Below are 16616 nucleotides of genomic sequence, written 5' to 3'. Positions count from 1 at the left end.
CGGAAACGTTCCGACAGAAGAAAAACAAACCGTGCCATAAATAGCATCAACTCTCTAAGTTATGTCGAAATGCCGCTTTAATTCGCGCATTGATTCTTTATGCTTATTTATAATTAATTAACAAAGTGTTTGTGAGCTATTCCTTAAAAGGATGCTCATAGATTTCTTACTAAAGCGAATGGAATATAGTTCTGTTGAACAACGATACAACCTAATCTATATGCCCTTATCCAACGCACCTAATGCACGTCACATTCCGTTAACTCGAACCATTCATGAATCAAGACTGTGGCACTATACCTCATTTCGCTTAGATCTAATCGGCCAAATAAGCGCGATCTTTACGCCATTTGATCGCATACACCGATCAAATTCTTTTTAAGAATAGATTAAATCGATGATTGTTAGGCAATGTAGCTATTCAATTTCATGAGGACAAAAATCATCTGTCTATTCAATGAAATGTGATATTGGTCACTATTTTTAACCCCGATTAGGCTCCTCGTTTCTATTCCCGCTGCTCAATTCTGCCAGCTGAAAACATTACCCGTACTGGAGTAATCCGTGATCGTTCGCGCAAAAAACAAACAAACTCGCGCCTCAAAATGCAATTAACATTTTATTGACATAGTGTTAACCAAAATATAAAGGAGATGCACAATGAGCCAGCACACCCCCTATCCGGTCTCCGCCGCCATCGCGGATAAGGCGCTGATCACCGCCGAGCGCTACCGGCTACTTTATCAGCAGTCCATTGACGATCCCGATACGTTTTGGCGTCAGCAAGGAAGGATAGTCGATTGGATCACACCCTACCAGTCGGTTAAAAAAACCTCATTTTCTCCGGGTAATATCGATATCCGCTGGTTTGAAGACGGCACACTGAACGTGTCGGCCAACTGTCTGGATCGCCATTTGCCACATAACGCCAAGCAAAACGCCATTCTTTGGGAGAGCGATGACGGGCAACGCACCCGATGCCTGACCTATAGTGAGCTCCATCTAGCGGTCTGCCGATTCGCCAACGTGTTAAAAGCACAGGGGATGGGCAAAGGCGATGTTATTACTCTCTATATGCCGATGGTGCCGGAGGCAGCCATCGCCATGCTGGCGTGCGCCCGTATCGGAGCAATTCACTCCGTCATTTTCGGCGGCTTCTCGCCGGAGTCCATCGCAGGCCGGCTGCTCGACTCCGGCAGCCGGATGGTGATCACGGCGGATGAAGGCCAGCGAGCCGGAAAAACGATCCCCCTCAAACAAAACGTAACCGACGCGTTGAAAAACCCGCGACTCAGTCAGGTAGAACGGGTGATCGTGTTTCGGCATACCGGCAATGACGTGGTCTGGGAAGCAGATCGCGATTGCTGGTGGCACGCATTGATGGAACAGGCGGACGATCGCTGTCCGCCTGTAGAACTACAAGCCGAAGATCCGCTGTTTATTCTTTACACTTCCGGTTCAACCGGCACGCCCAAAGGCGTGCTGCACACCAGCGGCGGCTATCTGGTTTACGCGGCCCTCACCTTCAAATACGTGTTTGACTACCACCCCGGCGATATTTATTGGTGTACCGCCGACATCGGATGGATCACCGGTCACAGCTATCTGGTATATGGACCACTGGCCTGTGGCGCGACCTCACTGATGTTTGAAGGTATTCCCAACTGGCCGGACGCCAGCCGCTTGGGACAAATCGTAGACAGGCATCGGGTCAATATTCTGTATACCGCCCCCACGGCCATTCGCGCGCTCATGGCGGACGGCGATAAGGCGATTCAGGGATCGACTCGCCAAACGTTAAAGCTCATCGGATCCGTCGGCGAACCCATCAATCCGGAAGCCTGGGAGTGGTATTACCATAAGATCGGCAACGGCGACTGTCCGGTCGTGGATACTTGGTGGCAGACGGAGACCGGCGGCATCATGATCACCCCGTTACCGGGGGCCATTGCTCTCAAACCCGGCGCGGCCACGCTGCCTTTTTTCGGCGTCAACCCCGCATTGGTCGATGGCGAGGGCCGTCTATTGGAAGGGGAATGCGAGGGCAATCTGGTCATCACCGACGCCTGGCCGGGGCAGGCACGCACACTCTTCGGCGATCACGCCCGTTTCGAGGAAACCTACTTTTCAACCTTCAAAGGGCGCTATTTCAGCGGCGACGGCGCACGTCGTGACGCAGACGGCTATTACTGGATCACGGGCCGCGTGGATGATGTGTTGAACGTGTCCGGTCATCGGCTGGGGACGGCGGAAATCGAATCCGCATTGGTTTCCCNCCCCAAAATTGCCGAGGCCGCCGTCGTGGGAGTGGGACACGGCGTGAAAGGACAGGCCATTTATGCCTTCATCATGCTGAACCGCGGCGAAAAACCAACGGAGGAACTGCATGAGGAGGTGCGCGCGTGGGTGCGTAAAGAGATTGGCGCGATTGCCACTCCCGACATTTTACACTGGGCGGAGGCTCTGCCTAAGACGCGTTCCGGCAAGATCATGCGTCGGATCCTGCGAAAAATTGCCGCCGGCGAGGGCGATAATGTGGGAGATATCTCGACGCTGGCCAACCCAGGCGTCATCGCTCAGCTGCTGGAGGAAAAGCCGATCCCGAATGCTCCGCTCTGATGAAAATGCCCCGCAACGTCAGTATCGAGCAACGGGGCATAGCCTGACCTAGACCTTTTCGATCAGCACTGCTTCCAGCAGATCCAGCTCGCGCAGCATCTTTTGCAGCGTTTCATTGCTGATCTGCTGCGTCGCACGCAGGTGATAAAGTTCGGCGCGTTCCGCGTTGACGGCGGCCAGTCTGAAACGGCGNTCCAGGTTCTCAATCGCAATACTGGCTTCCAGCTCATCATTGCCGGTCACACGCCGACGCAACATCCCGATGACCTGCGCGCAGACCTCATTCAACACCTGTTCATCGATATTATCCTCACGGTCGGCCGCCAAACGCTCCTGCATTTTCAACAGGCTATCGATGGCGACTTTGGCCATGGCGGTACGGGCCAGTCGTTCCTCTTTTTTATGCGAACTTTTGTCCGTCATTACAATGCCTTTGAGCAACAGCGGTAGCGCAATCACCCCACACATCAATGAAAACAGGATGACGCCGGTCGCGATAAAGACCAATTGGTAGCGGGAGGGGAAATCACTGCCATCACTCAGCAACAGCGGGATGGACAACACGCCCGCCAGCGTGATGGCACCACGCACTCCGGCAAACGAGACGATCCACAGCTCGCGCGCGGAGTACTCCGCGAACACCATCGGGCGTTTGTTCTGAATGTGTAAACTGTAATGCTTCATCAGCCATACCCAGCAAAAACGCAGGAGCAGCAGCGCAAAGTAGATGATGCCGATATCGGTAAACAGCATCCAGGTCTCAATCGTCGGGTCTCTCTGCGCCTGAACGATCGACTCCTCCAGCACGCTCGGCAGCTGTAGCCCCAGCATCAGAAACACCATGCCGTTAAACACAAACTCCAGCATGGACCAGACGCTGTTGGCACGCAGGCGCATGTTCAACGGCGCGCTGCGCATCATGCCCGAGCGGCTAATCGTCATCCCCGACGCGACTGCCGCCAAAATGCCCGACACGCCCAAGTGTTCCGCAATCAGATAAGCGGCGAACGGCAGCAGGAGCAGCAGGACGATTTGCGTTGCGGCGTCGTCATCGCTCCAGCGACTGATCAACCCGAGCGATTTACTGTAGACCCAGGTGATGGCAATCCCCGCCAGCAAGCCGCCCAGAGCCACCTGCAGAAATTCCAGCGTGGCGCCATGCACGGTAAACACCATCGTGCCCATGGCGATAGCGATGGCGAACTTGAGCGATACCAGACCGGACGCGTCGTTCATCAGCGCTTCGCCCTGCAGGATCCCCATCAGTTTTTTCGGAATGCGATCCTCGCCGACAATCCCCGACAGCGCCACCGCATCCGTCGGCGACAACACCGCCGCCAGCGCGAAGGCGGCCACCAGCGGCATATCCGGCACCATCCAATGAATGAGATATCCCATGCCGACAACGGTGATAAGAACGAGCAGCAGAGCCAACCCGAGGATCTCTCGCATATGGCGAAGGAACTCTCTCGTCGGCGTCTTCCAGCCGTCGGCGAACAACAGCGGCGGGATGAACAACACCATGAACAGTTCAGGATTGAAATCGACGTGTAAACCGAACTTAGGCCAGGCCAACACCGCCCCCAGGCCAATCTGCATCAGTGGCAACGGTATCTGAAAGGGCAGAATACGTGTGATAACGCCGGACAAAGAAACCACCAGCGTCATAATCAAGATGGTAAAAAATATTTCCATGCTTTCCTTAGTTCTTGCTGTAACCGATCAACGCGCTTACACCGGTGAGGTGACGTGACATGTTTCTGGCTGGGCCGCGTAGGGCATTGACCTTAAGCGTCGTTCGAGCAATGTCGTCATCGACCTAAGAAAATAATAACAGAAGGAACGCGATGAAAAGGCAACGAAAAAAGAAAAAAGGAAATGAGTTGACAAAAAGGGGAACGATAACGTTCCCCTCTCGCTATTACAGTCTTTGCGACAGTATCACAGCGCCCAGCCGCCGGCGTAGAACACCACCAGCGCAACCGCGATGATGACCGTGCCCACATTCAGCTTGCGCCATTCGCCGGAGAAAACCCGACCCAGTACCAGCGAACCAAAACCGAGCATGATGCCGGTCACGATGTTGCACGTCAGCACGATAAAGACAGCGCAGACCAAACCGGCCATCGCGTCGACGAAATCGTTGAAGTCCAGCTTGGATACGTTGCTCAGCATCAACAGGCCGACGTACATCAGCGCGGGCGCGGTGGCGTAGTTCGGCACCAGATAGGAGAGCGGAGACAGGAATAGCATCAGCAGGAACAGTACGCCGACCACCGTCGCCGTCAGCCCCGTGCGCCCTCCGGCCGCCGTACCGGCTGCGGACTCGATGTAAACCGCCGCAGGCGAGGTCCCCATCAGACTGGAGAAAATGCTGCTCACGGAGTCGGCCGTCAGCGCACGACCGCCGCTGATGATCTGACCGTCTTTATCCAGCAAATTCGCCTGCCCCGCTACCGCGCGAATGGTCCCGGTCGCATCGAATACCGCCGTCATGACCAGCGCCAACACGCTCGGCAGGACGATAGGCTGCAGCGCGCCTTTGATATCCAGATTGAAGAACAACGACTGACCAGAGGCATCGCTCAGGCTCGGCAATGCGAACAAACCGTGGTAGGTCACGTTCGGATCAAAAATCAGGCCGAGTGCGGAAATGGCGATAATGACAATCAGAATGCCGCCGGGAACACGACGTTTTTCCAGACCGATTGTCGCCGCCAGCCCCAGCAGCGACATCATGACCGGGAACGCCGTAAACTCGCCCATCGCGACCGGCAGACCGGCGCCCGGGTTTTTCACCACCAGACCGATACCGTTAGCGGCAATGATCAACAAAAACAGACCAATACCGATACCCGCGCCATGCGCTACCCCTTGCGGCAGGTTACGCAAGATCCAGGAACGGATCCCCGTGGCGGAGATAATGGTAAACAGCACGCCCATCATGAAAATGGCGCCCAGCGCGACCGGCACGCTGATATTCTGCCCCAGCACCAGACTGAACGCCGTGAACGCGGTCAGAGAGATTGCGCAGCCGATAGCCATCGGCAGATTGGCCCACAGCCCCATCAGCAGAGAGCCGAAGCCCGCCACCAGACAGGTTGAAACAAAGACAGCCGCAGGCGGAAAGCCGGCTTTTCCCAACATGCTGGGAACGACGATAACCGAGTAAACCATCGCCAGAAACGTGGTGAGACCCGCCAGTATTTCCTGACGTACGCTGCTGCCTCGCTGAGCGATTTTGAAGAAAGCGTCGAGTGCGCCGCGAGGACGGGCAGCCTCATCAGCCTGACGAGTAGAATTGGACATGGTGGTATCCCTTGCTAAGTCATTATTATTAAGTCTCTGTTCATCTAATCCGGACGACACGCACGAGGTGACCGACCAGAGATGGGGTGAAGCAGAAACGGAGCCAAAATTCAGCTAACGCCACGCCGTTTATCCCTTGCCTAAGACAAACAACCTGGTTCATCACCCGCGACAGAAACGCCCCCTAAAGCCCCGACAACGTCGGGACAACGTTTGCTGCCGTAAAGTAAGCCTGCGATTATCCCGTTTTTAGGGCGGCAATTTCAAAAACTATTTATTTATTGCACCGACATTCCTTCATGATCAAAGACGGNCAATCCGCCATGAGCGGTTGCCCGTCTTTAAATTGAGGAAGCCTTTAGAGGTAAAGCGACGCTTCTCCTACCGGTCGAGTTTTGAACCGCCGGTGCAACCAGAGATACTGTTCCGGCGCGCGCATGATCTCCTGCTCGATCACGCGGTTCATATAGCTCGCCGCCTGCGTTTCGTCGTTTTGTGGATAGTCCTTTAACTCGGGTTGAATCACCAGTTGATAGCCCTTGCACTTCGGTTTGCGGATCAAGATGGTGGTCACCATCGCTGGCTGATTGGCCAGCTTGCTGATCGTGAACGTTCCACTGGTCGTCGCCGCCCGAGGGACGGCGAAGAACGGCGCGAATACGCTGCCGCGCGGGCCATAGTCCTGATCCGGCGCGAACCAGACCGCCTCGCCGCGTTTCAGCGCCTGCACCATGCCGCGTAAATCTTTGCGATCGATCATGGCTTTATTGGAGCGGGAACGCCCCCAGGTCTGCACCAGTTCCATCACTTTATTGTTGTGAGGCCGGTACATCGCCATCATCGGTCGGCATAATCCCATCGCTCTGCCGCCCAGCTCCAGCGACATGAAATGTACGCCGATCACCATAACGCCCCGCTGTTCGCTGCCTGCCTGCTCCAAATTCTCCAGCCCGACGACTTCGCACCAGGCGCGTACGCGGCGATCGGACCAAAACCAGGCCATGCCGGTTTCCATGAGCGCCATGCCCAGTGAAGCGAAGTTTTCTTTGACGATCGCCTCACGCTTTTGCGGCGACATGGTGGGAAAGCACAGTTCAAGGTTGCGGCGGGCGATGCTGACTCGGCGTTTCAGGAAAAAACGGGCGGCGTTACCCAGCCCGCGCCCGGTGTACATCAGCAGCGGATACGGCAACTGCACCAGGAGATATAAGAGGGCCAGTCCTGACCAGACGAGCCAATAACGGGGATGGAGTAAATCTTTGGTGAATTTTTTGGTGGTGCTCATTGCTATCATCTCGTAACGCCATGCTGGAATGACAGCAGCTATCAGCCGGACCATGCCAGAAATGACAAAAAAACCGTTAATTCCTTACCACGCAGGCCGGGAAAACCGACTAAAGCGGAATGGTAATGGCAGAGGAAACAATCGACCCCAGGCAGGCCAACAATTAATGGTAAAACTATATTACCTAAAATAGTCCACGCTGGCGCACAACTTAACGCGATAACAAAGCCTGAAACGATAGGGATATCGACTGTTAGAAAGAGAGTGCGCGCGTAGATGGCACACGCCCTGCGACTGCGGCGGGCAGTGTAACATGCTGAACAGACATGGCGCCGCCCATTCCTATCAGAATAATCCGCAACCTACGTAACACCTGAGGCCAAAACCGCGTTCTCTCCCTCTCATTTCCGCTCAGGTCATACGCTGAGTCTAGACAACCTGTGCCGCTGCTTTCCAACGTCATTCGCTGTTGTCCAATTCGACAACCTAGACCGTCCGGGGTTCTACTTTCTTTATTTTCATATTGCGGCGCTGCGTCAAGGGGGCAGTCACGCAGGATGCAGTCGCCGAGTAAGTTCACCAAAGAGACTCACCCGGCGTTGTGCCTGGCGATACGGACGGTCACGTCACGACCTCGTCACCAAACCGTCATGGTTCCGCCATGCGGATGCAGCATTTTCCCCTCAGGATAACCGCTCAATTTCATCGTTGACGACGGAAAACCTCACATGCGCAGTCACTGGTTGCCCTGGCTCATTCTGTTGCCTTCACTGCTGTTTCTCGCTCTGTTCACCTNCTTTCCCTTGCTACGGTCGGTCTACGACAGCCTGTTCGATACCCGTATGACCGGCGATAACGCGCCGTTCGTCGGTCTGAGCAATTTTGCGCGACTGCTGGACGACCCCGTATTCTGGCGCGCGCTCTGGAACAACCTGTTGTACATCCTGCTGACGGTCATCCCTGGCGTGATATTGGCATTGATGCTCGCGCTGGCCTTGTGGCAAAACACGGCGGTAAACCGCTGGTTACGCACCGCCTTTTTCTTTCCGATGATTATCCCGATGGTGAGCGCCGCCGCGCTGTGGCTGTTTATATTCATGCCGGGAATGGGGCTGCTGGACTATCATTTGGCCAAGATCTTCGGCCCCATGAACAACAACTATCTCGGACGCAGCCATAGCGCGCTGCTGGCCCTGAGCCTGATCGGCATTTGGAAATTCGCAGGCTACTACATGCTGTTTTTCTTGGCCGGTCTGCAAGGCATTCCCGCATCCGTGCGCGAAGCCGCCATCATGGAAGGCGCATCGCCGGTACAGGTGTTCTTCTACGTCACGCTGCCGCTGCTGCGCCCAACGCTGAGCTTTGTGCTCACTACCGCGCTGATTTACGCCATCACCCAGATAGACCACGTCGCCGTCATGACGCACGGGGGGCCGGATAACGCCACCACCGTACTGCTCTATTACATCCAGAATCTGGCATGGGACACTCATGACTTCGGCAAAGCCTCCGCCGCCACATTTATCACCCTGCTCGCCCTGTTCCTCTTCTCGCTCATCAATTTGAAAGTCTTGGAAAAAGGAGCGCACTATGAGCGTTGAATTAACGCCCGTCTGTCGGACTGAAACCGTCCCACGACCCACCTGGATACGCTGGCGCCAAAGCAGGCGCATCACCCTCGGCGCGCTGCTGATCTGCGCCGCGCTGCTGTGGGTGGCGCCGTTCATCTGGATGCTGTCGGCGGCATTCAGCCCCAGCACGTTCGGCCCCGGTATGGCTTCTCTGCTACCCCGTTGGCCGCTGACGCTGGATAACTTTCGTGACGCCTGGTACAGCGCCGACTGGATCCGCCTCTACGCCAATACCGCCTTCTTCGCCTTCGGCACCCTGTTGGTGCAACTGCTGACTATTTCCACGGCAGGCTATGTCTTTGCCTGCCACGAGTTCCGCGGCAAACAGACGCTGTTCATCCTGTTTTTGGTCCAGTTAATGATCATTCCGGTGATGATGATGGTGCCGAATATGATGACGTTGCAGCAGTTTGGTCTGCTTAACACGCTCACCGGCGTCATGATGCCCTACTTCACTTCAGCCTTCGGCGTCTTCCTGATGCGCCAGGCCTTTATGACTATTCCCAAAGAGATCGAAGAAGCGGCCCTGATGGAAGGTTGCCGCTGGTGGCAGGTCGTCTATCGCGTCCTGCTGCCGATGTCCTGGCCCTCCATGATGGCCTTCGCCACCGTTAGCCTGACCTACCACTGGAACGAGTATTTGTGGCCGCTGATGATGCTTAACGATCCGGACAAACAGGTCCTTACGGTCGGGCTGGTGTCCTTTGCGATGGGCGCGGAGTCCGGCGGTCAGTGGGGCGCCATCGGCACCGGTACGCTAATGGTCTGCCTGCCGCTGATGCTGGCTTTCATCCTGTTCCAAAAACAGTTCCTCAAAAGCTTCGGCTTCTCAGGAATAAAATAACGGAGTGACTCATGCTGTTAGCGCATATTTCAGATACGCATTTTCGTCACCAGGGACAAAACCTGTATGGATTCATTGATGTCAACGCGGCCAACGCGGACGTGGTGTCCCAGCTCAATGCACTGAAGGAACGCCCTGACGCGGTGGTCGTCAGCGGCGACATCGTCAACTGCGGCCAAGCGGCGGAATATCGCCTGGCGCGCCAGACGCTGGGGGCGCTGGACTACCCGCTCTATCTCATCCCCGGCAATCATGATGACAAAACCTATTTTCAGGAGTATCTACACGCCATCTGTCCGCAGATCGGCTTCGATCCACAAAATATCCGTTACGCCATCGACGATTACCCGCTGCGCCTGCTGTTTATCGNCTCAAGCCAGGCAGGATCGTCTAAAGGATGGCTGACGGAAGAGACGTTGAACTGGCTGGAAGGTCAGCTCCGCCTCGACGACAAGCCCGTCGCTATTTTCATGCACCNCCCGCCGCTGGCGCTAGGCTCCGCCCAAATGGATCACATTGCCTGTGAAAACGGGCACCGTCTGTTGGCGCTCATCGAGCGTTTCCCGGCCCTCATCCGTGTTTTCTGCGGCCATAATCACTGCATGATCTTCACCCAATATCGTCAGGCGATTATCGCAACCATTCCCGGGACCGTGCATCAGGTGCCTTATCACCATAAAGACGCGCGCCCTTATTACGATATGTCCCCCGCCGCCTGTCTGATGCACCGCCTGGTGGATAATCAGCTGGTGAGCTACCTGCATCCGCTGTCGCATTATCCCGGACCGTGGCTGTATAACGCGGCCATTAGCTGCCCGCTGGACGACGCGTGATGAGCCAGATACGACTACAGAATCTCGGCAAACGCTTCGAGGGCAAATCGGCGCTGACGTCGGTCTCGTTAGAGATCGCTTCCGGCGAGTTTCTGGTGCTGGTTGGCCCCTCCGGCTGCGGGAAGAGCACGCTCCTGCGGCTGTTGGCCGGTCTGGAAAGCCCCAGCGAGGGCCAGATTTGGCTTGAAGGAGAAGATGTCACGGCCACGTCGCCGCGCGAGCGCAATTTCGCCATGATTTTCCAGAACTACGCGCTATTTCCGCACTTAACGGTCAGGGACAACATCACTTTCGGCATGCGGATACGGCGGGAACCCAAAGCGACACGTCAGGCGCGACTGGAAGACGCGGTCCGCTTGCTACAGCTGGAAGCCCTGCTGGACCGGAAGCCGGGCCGACTGTCGGGCGGGCAACGTCAGCGGCTGGCCATGGCGCGCGCTATCGTACGCAACCCACGTCTGTTTCTGATGGATGAGCCGCTGTCGAATCTGGATGCGCGCCTGCGCACCGATGTTCGAGACGGCATCATGGCGTTGCACCGCCAGTTAAAGACCACCACGGTCTATGTCACCCATGATCAGATCGAAGCGATGACGATGGCCGATCGTATTGCGGTGATGGATCGCGGAGAGTTGCAACAGATCGGCACTCCGGAGCAGCTCTACGCGTATCCGGCTAACGTGTTTGTCGCGGGGTTTATCGGCTCCCCCGCCATGAATCTGGTCCGGCTTTCCTGTCGCAACGGCAGCGTCATGCTCGATGAAGACACGCTAATGCTCCCCACGCAGGCCACTCACATTCCCGAGATCGTTTTCGGCGTGCGGCCAGAACACCTCATCGATCAGCCCGAGCCGGGCGTACATACATTTCAGTTGGCTGGACGCGTCACGCAGCGAGAGCTGCTCGGTGGTGAGTACTTGCTACACGTAGAGACCGCCATCGGCATGCTCCGCTACTGCCGTAGAAATCGGGGCGACGTTCCCGATCGCGGCGATCCTGTACGTCTTGGCATCGAGTCCACGGATATTCATCTATTTGATGCGGCTACCGGTCATAACCTATTTCAGGAGATCCCTCATGCGTAGTATCAAACTGCTGGCGTTCGGACTGGCGATGTCATTCGCCGGCGGCGCGCTAGCCAAACAAAATATCGACTTCATGTTTCCGGCGCCGGTCGACGGCAAACTGACGATGGAGATGACTCGCGTCATCCGAGACTTTAACCAGTCACAGCAGGAGGTTGAGGTGCGCGGCATTTTCACCGGCAACTATGACACCACCAAAATCAAAGCGGAGGCGGCGGCCAAGGCCGGACAGCCGCCCGCGCTGGNCATCATGTCAGCCAACTTCACGACCGATCTGGCGCTGAAACAGGAAATCTTGCCCATGGACGAGCTGTTCAAATTTGGCGATCAAAAAGCCTCGGCATTCCTGCACAGCGAGTTCTGGCCCGCTATGCATCAAAACGCGCAGGTGATGGGTGTCACCTACGCCATTCCGTTCCATAACTCGACGCCGATCCTGTATTACAACAAAACCCTGTTCGACCAGGCCGGTATCAAACAGCCGCCGCAGACCTGGCGGGAGATGCGGGAGATCGCGCAGAAACTGACAGACCAGAGCAAAGGACAGTGGGGGATCATGCTGCCCTCCACCAACGACGATTATGGTGCCTGGCTACTCTCGGCGCTGACGCGCGCCAACGGCGGTCAGTACTTCAATCCAGACTACCCCGGCGAGGTTTACTACAATGCGCCCTCGACGATAGGTGCGCTGCGTTTCTGGCAGAACCTGATTTATCGCGACAAGGTGATGCCGTCCGGCGTGCTCAATTCCAAACAGATCGGTGCGGCATTTTTTTCCGGCAAATTGGGGATGGCGATGCTGAGCACCGGCGCGCTCGGCTTCATGCGGGAAAACAGTCAGAATTTCGAACTGGGCGTGGCGATGTTGCCGGCGCGCCTACAGCGCGCGGTGCCGATCGGCGGCGGTAGCCTGGTCAGTTTCAAAGGCATCTCGGAAGCGCAGAAAAAGGCAGCTTACCAGTTCCTGACCTATCTGGTCAGTCCGCAGGTCAACGGCAGTTGGAGCCGTTTTACCGGCTACTTCTCGCCGCGAAAAGCCGCCTATGAGACGCCGGAGATGAAGGCCTATCTGGCAGCCGATCCGCGCGCCGAAACGGCATTGCAGCAGTTGAGCTATGCCCACCCGTGGTACGCCACTTACGAAACGGTGGCGGTACGTAAAGCGATGGAAAACCAGCTGGCGGCCGTAGTGAACAGTGAAAAGGTGACGCCGCAGGAGGCCGCCAATGCCGCCCAGCGCGAAGCGGACAGCTTGATGAAGCCCTATGTGGACCAAACGGCATTAGAGGACGTGAGGTAAGCCTTTGGCGGCCAGGGAGTGGCTGCCTGGCCCCCCCGTGACCGTCGGCAGGCCGCGGGCGGGCAATCTCAGCGCACGCGGTCGCCCGCGCCTTTACCCACCACCGTAAGCAGCAGATAGCGAAAATAGCGTTTCACCGTCAGGGTCTGAATCATGCGCTGATCCCATTCCGCCAACTTCTGCGGCGTAGACATGTCGATGGCATTGATCTGCGCCAACCCGGTAATGCCCGGCAGAACGTCAAATACGCCACGAGACTGACGTTCCTCAATCAGTTCCCGCTGGTTGAACAGACAGGGGCGCGGCCCCACCAGACTCATTTCGCCCCGAACCACATTGATTAATTGCGGTAGCTCGTCCAGCTTGGTTTTACGCAAAAAAGCGCCCAGCGGGGTCACCGCATGGCGGTTGGCCAAATGCGTCGCCACCGACTCGGTCGCGACCGCCATGGNGCGGAATTTAATCAGTTTGAAAGGCCGTTGGTGACGCCCTACCCGCTGCTGAATGAACACCGGCGAGCCGGTATCGAACAGCCCGATGAGATAAATAACCCCCATCACGGGCCATAAACAAAAGAGTCCAATCAACGCGAGCGTGATATCTAAAAAACGATACATCATGTGTATTACACCTTGATCTTTATCGGTTAAATCAGGCGTTGCCCGTCAGGTCGCGCTCAGCCTGATAGGCGCTGGCGGTCAGCGCAAGCGCCTGAGGATAAGCCACAACGGGCCGCCACGCCAGACGATCGCAGGTGTGAGAAATATCGATCTGCAGCGACCCCAATAATCTTTCCGCGACGGGCGCTTTGCCCAGCGCCTTCGCCGCCCATAACAGACAGCGCGGCGGCATCGGCCAAATTCGACTGGCGACGCCCAACGCCGTCGCCATATCAGTGAGCAGCTCAGCGGTAGACACATCGTGATCGTCTGAGACCAGAAAGGTTTCGCCCGGGGCCTGCGGATGATGGGCGCATAGCAAGATAAGGTCCGCCAGATTATCGACAAAAACCAGGCTGCGTTTGTTCTTTACGGCCGCCAGCGGCAAGGGTAACCCTTTGCGGATCCAATTCATCATCGTACGGAAGTTAGCTTTTACGCCAGGCCCATAAACCAACGGCGGGCGAATCACCGTGACTTGAAGCCCGGNCTCACGCGCAATCCGCCACAGGCCCTGCTCAGCTTCATATTTACTCAGGCCGTAAGGATCTTGCGGAGGCTGCGTGACGTCAGGTGTGAAAGGATGATCGGGTGGGCTTACTTCTCCGTTGACCTTGATGGAGCTGAGAAACACGAAACGCTTCACCCCGGCCTCCGCCGCCTGGCGAGCCAGCGTTAACGTCCCGGCCACGTTGGTCTCGCGGTATAGCGACAGCGAATCGCGCTGCGCGTCCTGCATCTGGTGTACGCGAGCCGCACAGTGAATGACGGTATCGATACCATCAAGCGCCTCACGCCAGTTCGCATTGGCCGACAGATTTTTGTAGACGACGCCTTCCTGATTTGCAGCGCCCTGCTTCTCACTGCGATGGGACAGGCACGATATTCCCTGAGCTTGAGCCAGTTCAACGACGCGGCGCCCAATAAACCCAGTACTTCCTGTCACTAATAGTTTCAAAATGAATTACCTTTCCAAAGCCGACACTCGTAAGATAGCGGACGCCATCGTATACATATTAACCTCACACTATGAGGGGATATACTTCCCGCTAGCTAATAAAAAAAGGGGTGTCTACAATGGTTGTGGATAGTAACAACAAAACCCAATTTCATCATCTGACATCCAGGCTTTAGATGTTTAACCCCATTCATGCATTGCTTAACGCGCCAAGAAAAAACAAACGTATCGTTACCGTTCTGTATGATGTTGCCGCGATTATCTTTTCGCTCTATCTGGCGGTTGCCTTTCGTCTGGGCACTTACACCTTCCATGTTGGCCTTTCGGAAATAGCCAGCCTGTTGGTGACGTTGGTGATCACCATCGCCGTGTTTATTCGATGCGGGATGTACCGCGCCGTACTGCGCTACATGATGCTGCCAGCCTTGGGCAACGTGTTCTTCGCTGTCATCTTGTCGACTTTGACGCTTGCCCTGAGCAGCTTTTTCTTTCAGTCTTTCGTGCCGCGCAGCGTCCCCTTTATCTATGCGGGGTTAGCGATCCTGAGCCTGGGTAGTCCACGTGTTTTTATTCGCAGCTTCTACTATCACTATTACAAACGCCAAAAGCCTAACGTCTTTATCTACGGGGCCGGGGCTACTGGTCGCGATCTTGCCTATGCTTTAACGCAAGGCGACGAGTTCCATCCCGTCGTGATCCTGGATGATGATGTACGTAAAGCAGGCCAGATTATCTGCGGTATTCGCGTCCACCACAGCGGCGAATTCGATACGCTGCAAAAGCTGTATCAACCCGTCAAATTGCTCTTGGCCATCAACAACATCAAGAAAGGCCTTCGACTCAGGCTGTTGGAAAAATTGTCTCACTGGCCTATTGAAGTCCAGTCAGTGCCCTCCATGGAAGATATTGTCGCGGGACGCGCTCACGCGACAGAAGTCAGAGACCTGGAGGTAGCAGACCTTTTAGGGCGCGCGCCGGTCGACCCCGACCAAGCGCTGCTGACGAAAAACATCTTTCAGAAATCTGTGATGGTCACCGGAGCTGGCGGCTCCATCGGCGCTGAACTTTGCCGCCAAATTATTGCCCTGAAACCCAGCACGCTGGTGCTGTTTGAACTGAACGAATACAACCTCTATACCATCGATCAGGAGTTACAAAGCATCAAACAGCGGCTGGGACTCGAAACTCGGGTTGTCACCACTCTGGGTTCCGTTCAAAAACAGAACCGTCTGCTCAAAGTGATGCGCGATAACCACGTCGACACGGTATACCATGCGGCGGCATACAAACACGTACCGTTGGTTGAAGACAATGTTATCGAAGGCATTCGCAATAACGTTTTCGGAACACTCGCCTGTGCTGAAGCCGCCATCGAGGCGAACGTAAACAGCTTCACCCTCATTTCTACTGATAAAGCCGTACGTCCCACTAATATCATGGGGGCCAGTAAACGGCTGGCAGAGTTGGTCTTGCAAGCGCAGGCCGACAGGCAGGGACAAACCGTGTTCACCATGGTGCGTTTTGGCAACGTATTGGGATCTTCCGGTTCCGTTGTCCCATTATTTAAAAAACAAATTCGCCAGGGCGGACCGGTCACCGTTACCCACCCGGATATCATTCGCTACTTCATGCTGATCCCCGAAGCCGCCCAGCTGGTGATTCAGGCCGGCGCCATGGGCAACAACGGCCAGGTCTTCGTTCTGGATATGGGTGAACCAGTGAAAATTCTCGATCTCGCCCGTCGGATGATTCATTTGATGGGGATGAAAGAATATGTTGAAGGCTCTGGTGAGGAAGGCGATATCGCCATTAAGTTCACCGGTCTGCGCCCAGGAGAGAAACTCTATGAGGAGCTTTTGATCAGCGAAAATGTGGAAGGGACTTCTCACCCTAAAATCATGACGGCGCTAGAGGAAAAGTTAAGCTGGAAAGAGATGGAGGACTTGCTAAAAGAGTTAGATGAAGCCTGTCACCGTTTCAATGTCGAAGGCATTAAGAAAATTTTATTGGAAGCGCCAACAGGATATGTGGTGAATGCACTATAAAATATTTGGATGGTAATATTTAACCCCGCAGCGTTTGGGGCTAATTTC

Annotated in this window: 12 protein-coding genes; 7 read left to right on the top strand and 5 right to left on the bottom strand. The window is 55.6% G+C overall.

Annotation, left to right across the window (positions count from 1 at the left end):
* Window positions 1-660: 660 nt before the first annotated feature.
* A complete protein-coding gene (acs, locus tag RZ35_RS04160; protein WP_026742170.1) occupies window positions 661-2619 on the top strand; it encodes an acetate--CoA ligase in 1959 nt (652 codons plus the stop codon).
* A gap of 48 nt (window positions 2620-2667) precedes the next feature.
* On the opposite strand, the gene RZ35_RS04155 is transcribed toward acs, so the two are convergent.
* From RZ35_RS04155 to lpxP, 3 genes are all read right to left on the bottom strand, one after another.
* Window positions 2668-4314, bottom strand: a complete 1647-nt coding sequence (locus RZ35_RS04155) for a Na+/H+ antiporter (protein ID WP_026742169.1) — start codon at window positions 4312-4314, stop codon at window positions 2668-2670.
* Between the two features lie 246 nt (window positions 4315-4560).
* The gene (locus RZ35_RS04150; RefSeq protein WP_026742168.1) at window positions 4561-5928 is read right to left on the bottom strand and encodes an NCS2 family permease; all 1368 of its coding nucleotides are present in this window, start codon (window positions 5926-5928) and stop codon (window positions 4561-4563) included.
* 358 nt (window positions 5929-6286) lie between these two features.
* Complete coding sequence (gene lpxP / locus RZ35_RS04145) at window positions 6287-7213, bottom strand: kdo(2)-lipid IV(A) palmitoleoyltransferase (RefSeq protein ID WP_026742167.1); 927 nt, start codon at window positions 7211-7213, stop codon at window positions 6287-6289.
* Between the two features lie 728 nt (window positions 7214-7941).
* Between lpxP and RZ35_RS04140 the strand changes: the two genes are divergently transcribed.
* The 5 genes from RZ35_RS04140 (at window position 7942) to RZ35_RS04120 (ending at window position 12906) form a co-directional block, all read left to right on the top strand.
* The gene (locus RZ35_RS04140; RefSeq protein ID WP_026742166.1) at window positions 7942-8814 is read left to right on the top strand and encodes a carbohydrate ABC transporter permease; all 873 of its coding nucleotides are present in this window, start codon (window positions 7942-7944) and stop codon (window positions 8812-8814) included.
* On the top strand, window positions 8804-9688 hold the full coding sequence (locus RZ35_RS04135; RefSeq protein WP_026742165.1) for a carbohydrate ABC transporter permease: 885 nt from the start codon (window positions 8804-8806) through the stop codon (window positions 9686-9688). The genes RZ35_RS04140 and RZ35_RS04135 overlap by 11 nt, the downstream gene beginning before the upstream one ends.
* An 11-nt stretch (window positions 9689-9699) precedes the next feature.
* The gene (locus tag RZ35_RS04130; RefSeq protein ID WP_026742164.1) at window positions 9700-10521 is read left to right on the top strand and encodes a phosphodiesterase; all 822 of its coding nucleotides are present in this window, start codon (window positions 9700-9702) and stop codon (window positions 10519-10521) included.
* On the top strand, window positions 10521-11606 hold the full coding sequence (locus RZ35_RS04125) for an ABC transporter ATP-binding protein (RefSeq protein ID WP_026742163.1): 1086 nt from the start codon (window positions 10521-10523) through the stop codon (window positions 11604-11606). The genes RZ35_RS04130 and RZ35_RS04125 overlap by 1 nt, the downstream gene beginning before the upstream one ends.
* Entirely contained in the window at window positions 11599-12906 is a 1308-nt protein-coding gene (locus RZ35_RS04120) for an ABC transporter substrate-binding protein (protein WP_026742162.1), read from the top strand. The genes RZ35_RS04125 and RZ35_RS04120 overlap by 8 nt, the downstream gene beginning before the upstream one ends.
* Window positions 12907-12974: 68 nt before the next feature.
* Here RZ35_RS04120 and RZ35_RS04115 read toward each other — a convergent pair whose 3' ends face one another.
* Window positions 12975-13523 (bottom strand): sugar transferase, encoded by a 549-nt coding sequence (locus tag RZ35_RS04115; RefSeq protein WP_036152648.1) that lies wholly within the window; start codon window positions 13521-13523, stop codon window positions 12975-12977.
* Window positions 13524-13557: 34 nt separating this feature from the next.
* On the bottom strand, window positions 13558-14511 hold the full coding sequence (locus RZ35_RS04110) for a UDP-glucose 4-epimerase family protein (protein WP_455709692.1): 954 nt from the start codon (window positions 14509-14511) through the stop codon (window positions 13558-13560).
* Window positions 14512-14699: 188 nt separating this feature from the next.
* Here RZ35_RS04110 and RZ35_RS04105 point away from each other — a divergent pair, with 188 nt between their 5' ends.
* A complete protein-coding gene (locus RZ35_RS04105) occupies window positions 14700-16568 on the top strand; it encodes a polysaccharide biosynthesis protein (protein ID WP_026742159.1) in 1869 nt (622 codons plus the stop codon).
* The last annotated feature ends 48 nt before the right edge of the window (window positions 16569-16616 follow it).

This window comes from Lonsdalea quercina subsp. quercina (assembly GCF_000688655.1).
Lineage (GTDB): Bacteria > Pseudomonadota > Gammaproteobacteria > Enterobacterales > Enterobacteriaceae > Lonsdalea > Lonsdalea quercina.
Note: the sequence above shows the minus strand (reverse complement) of the source record. Positions and strands in the feature narration are given on the sequence as shown.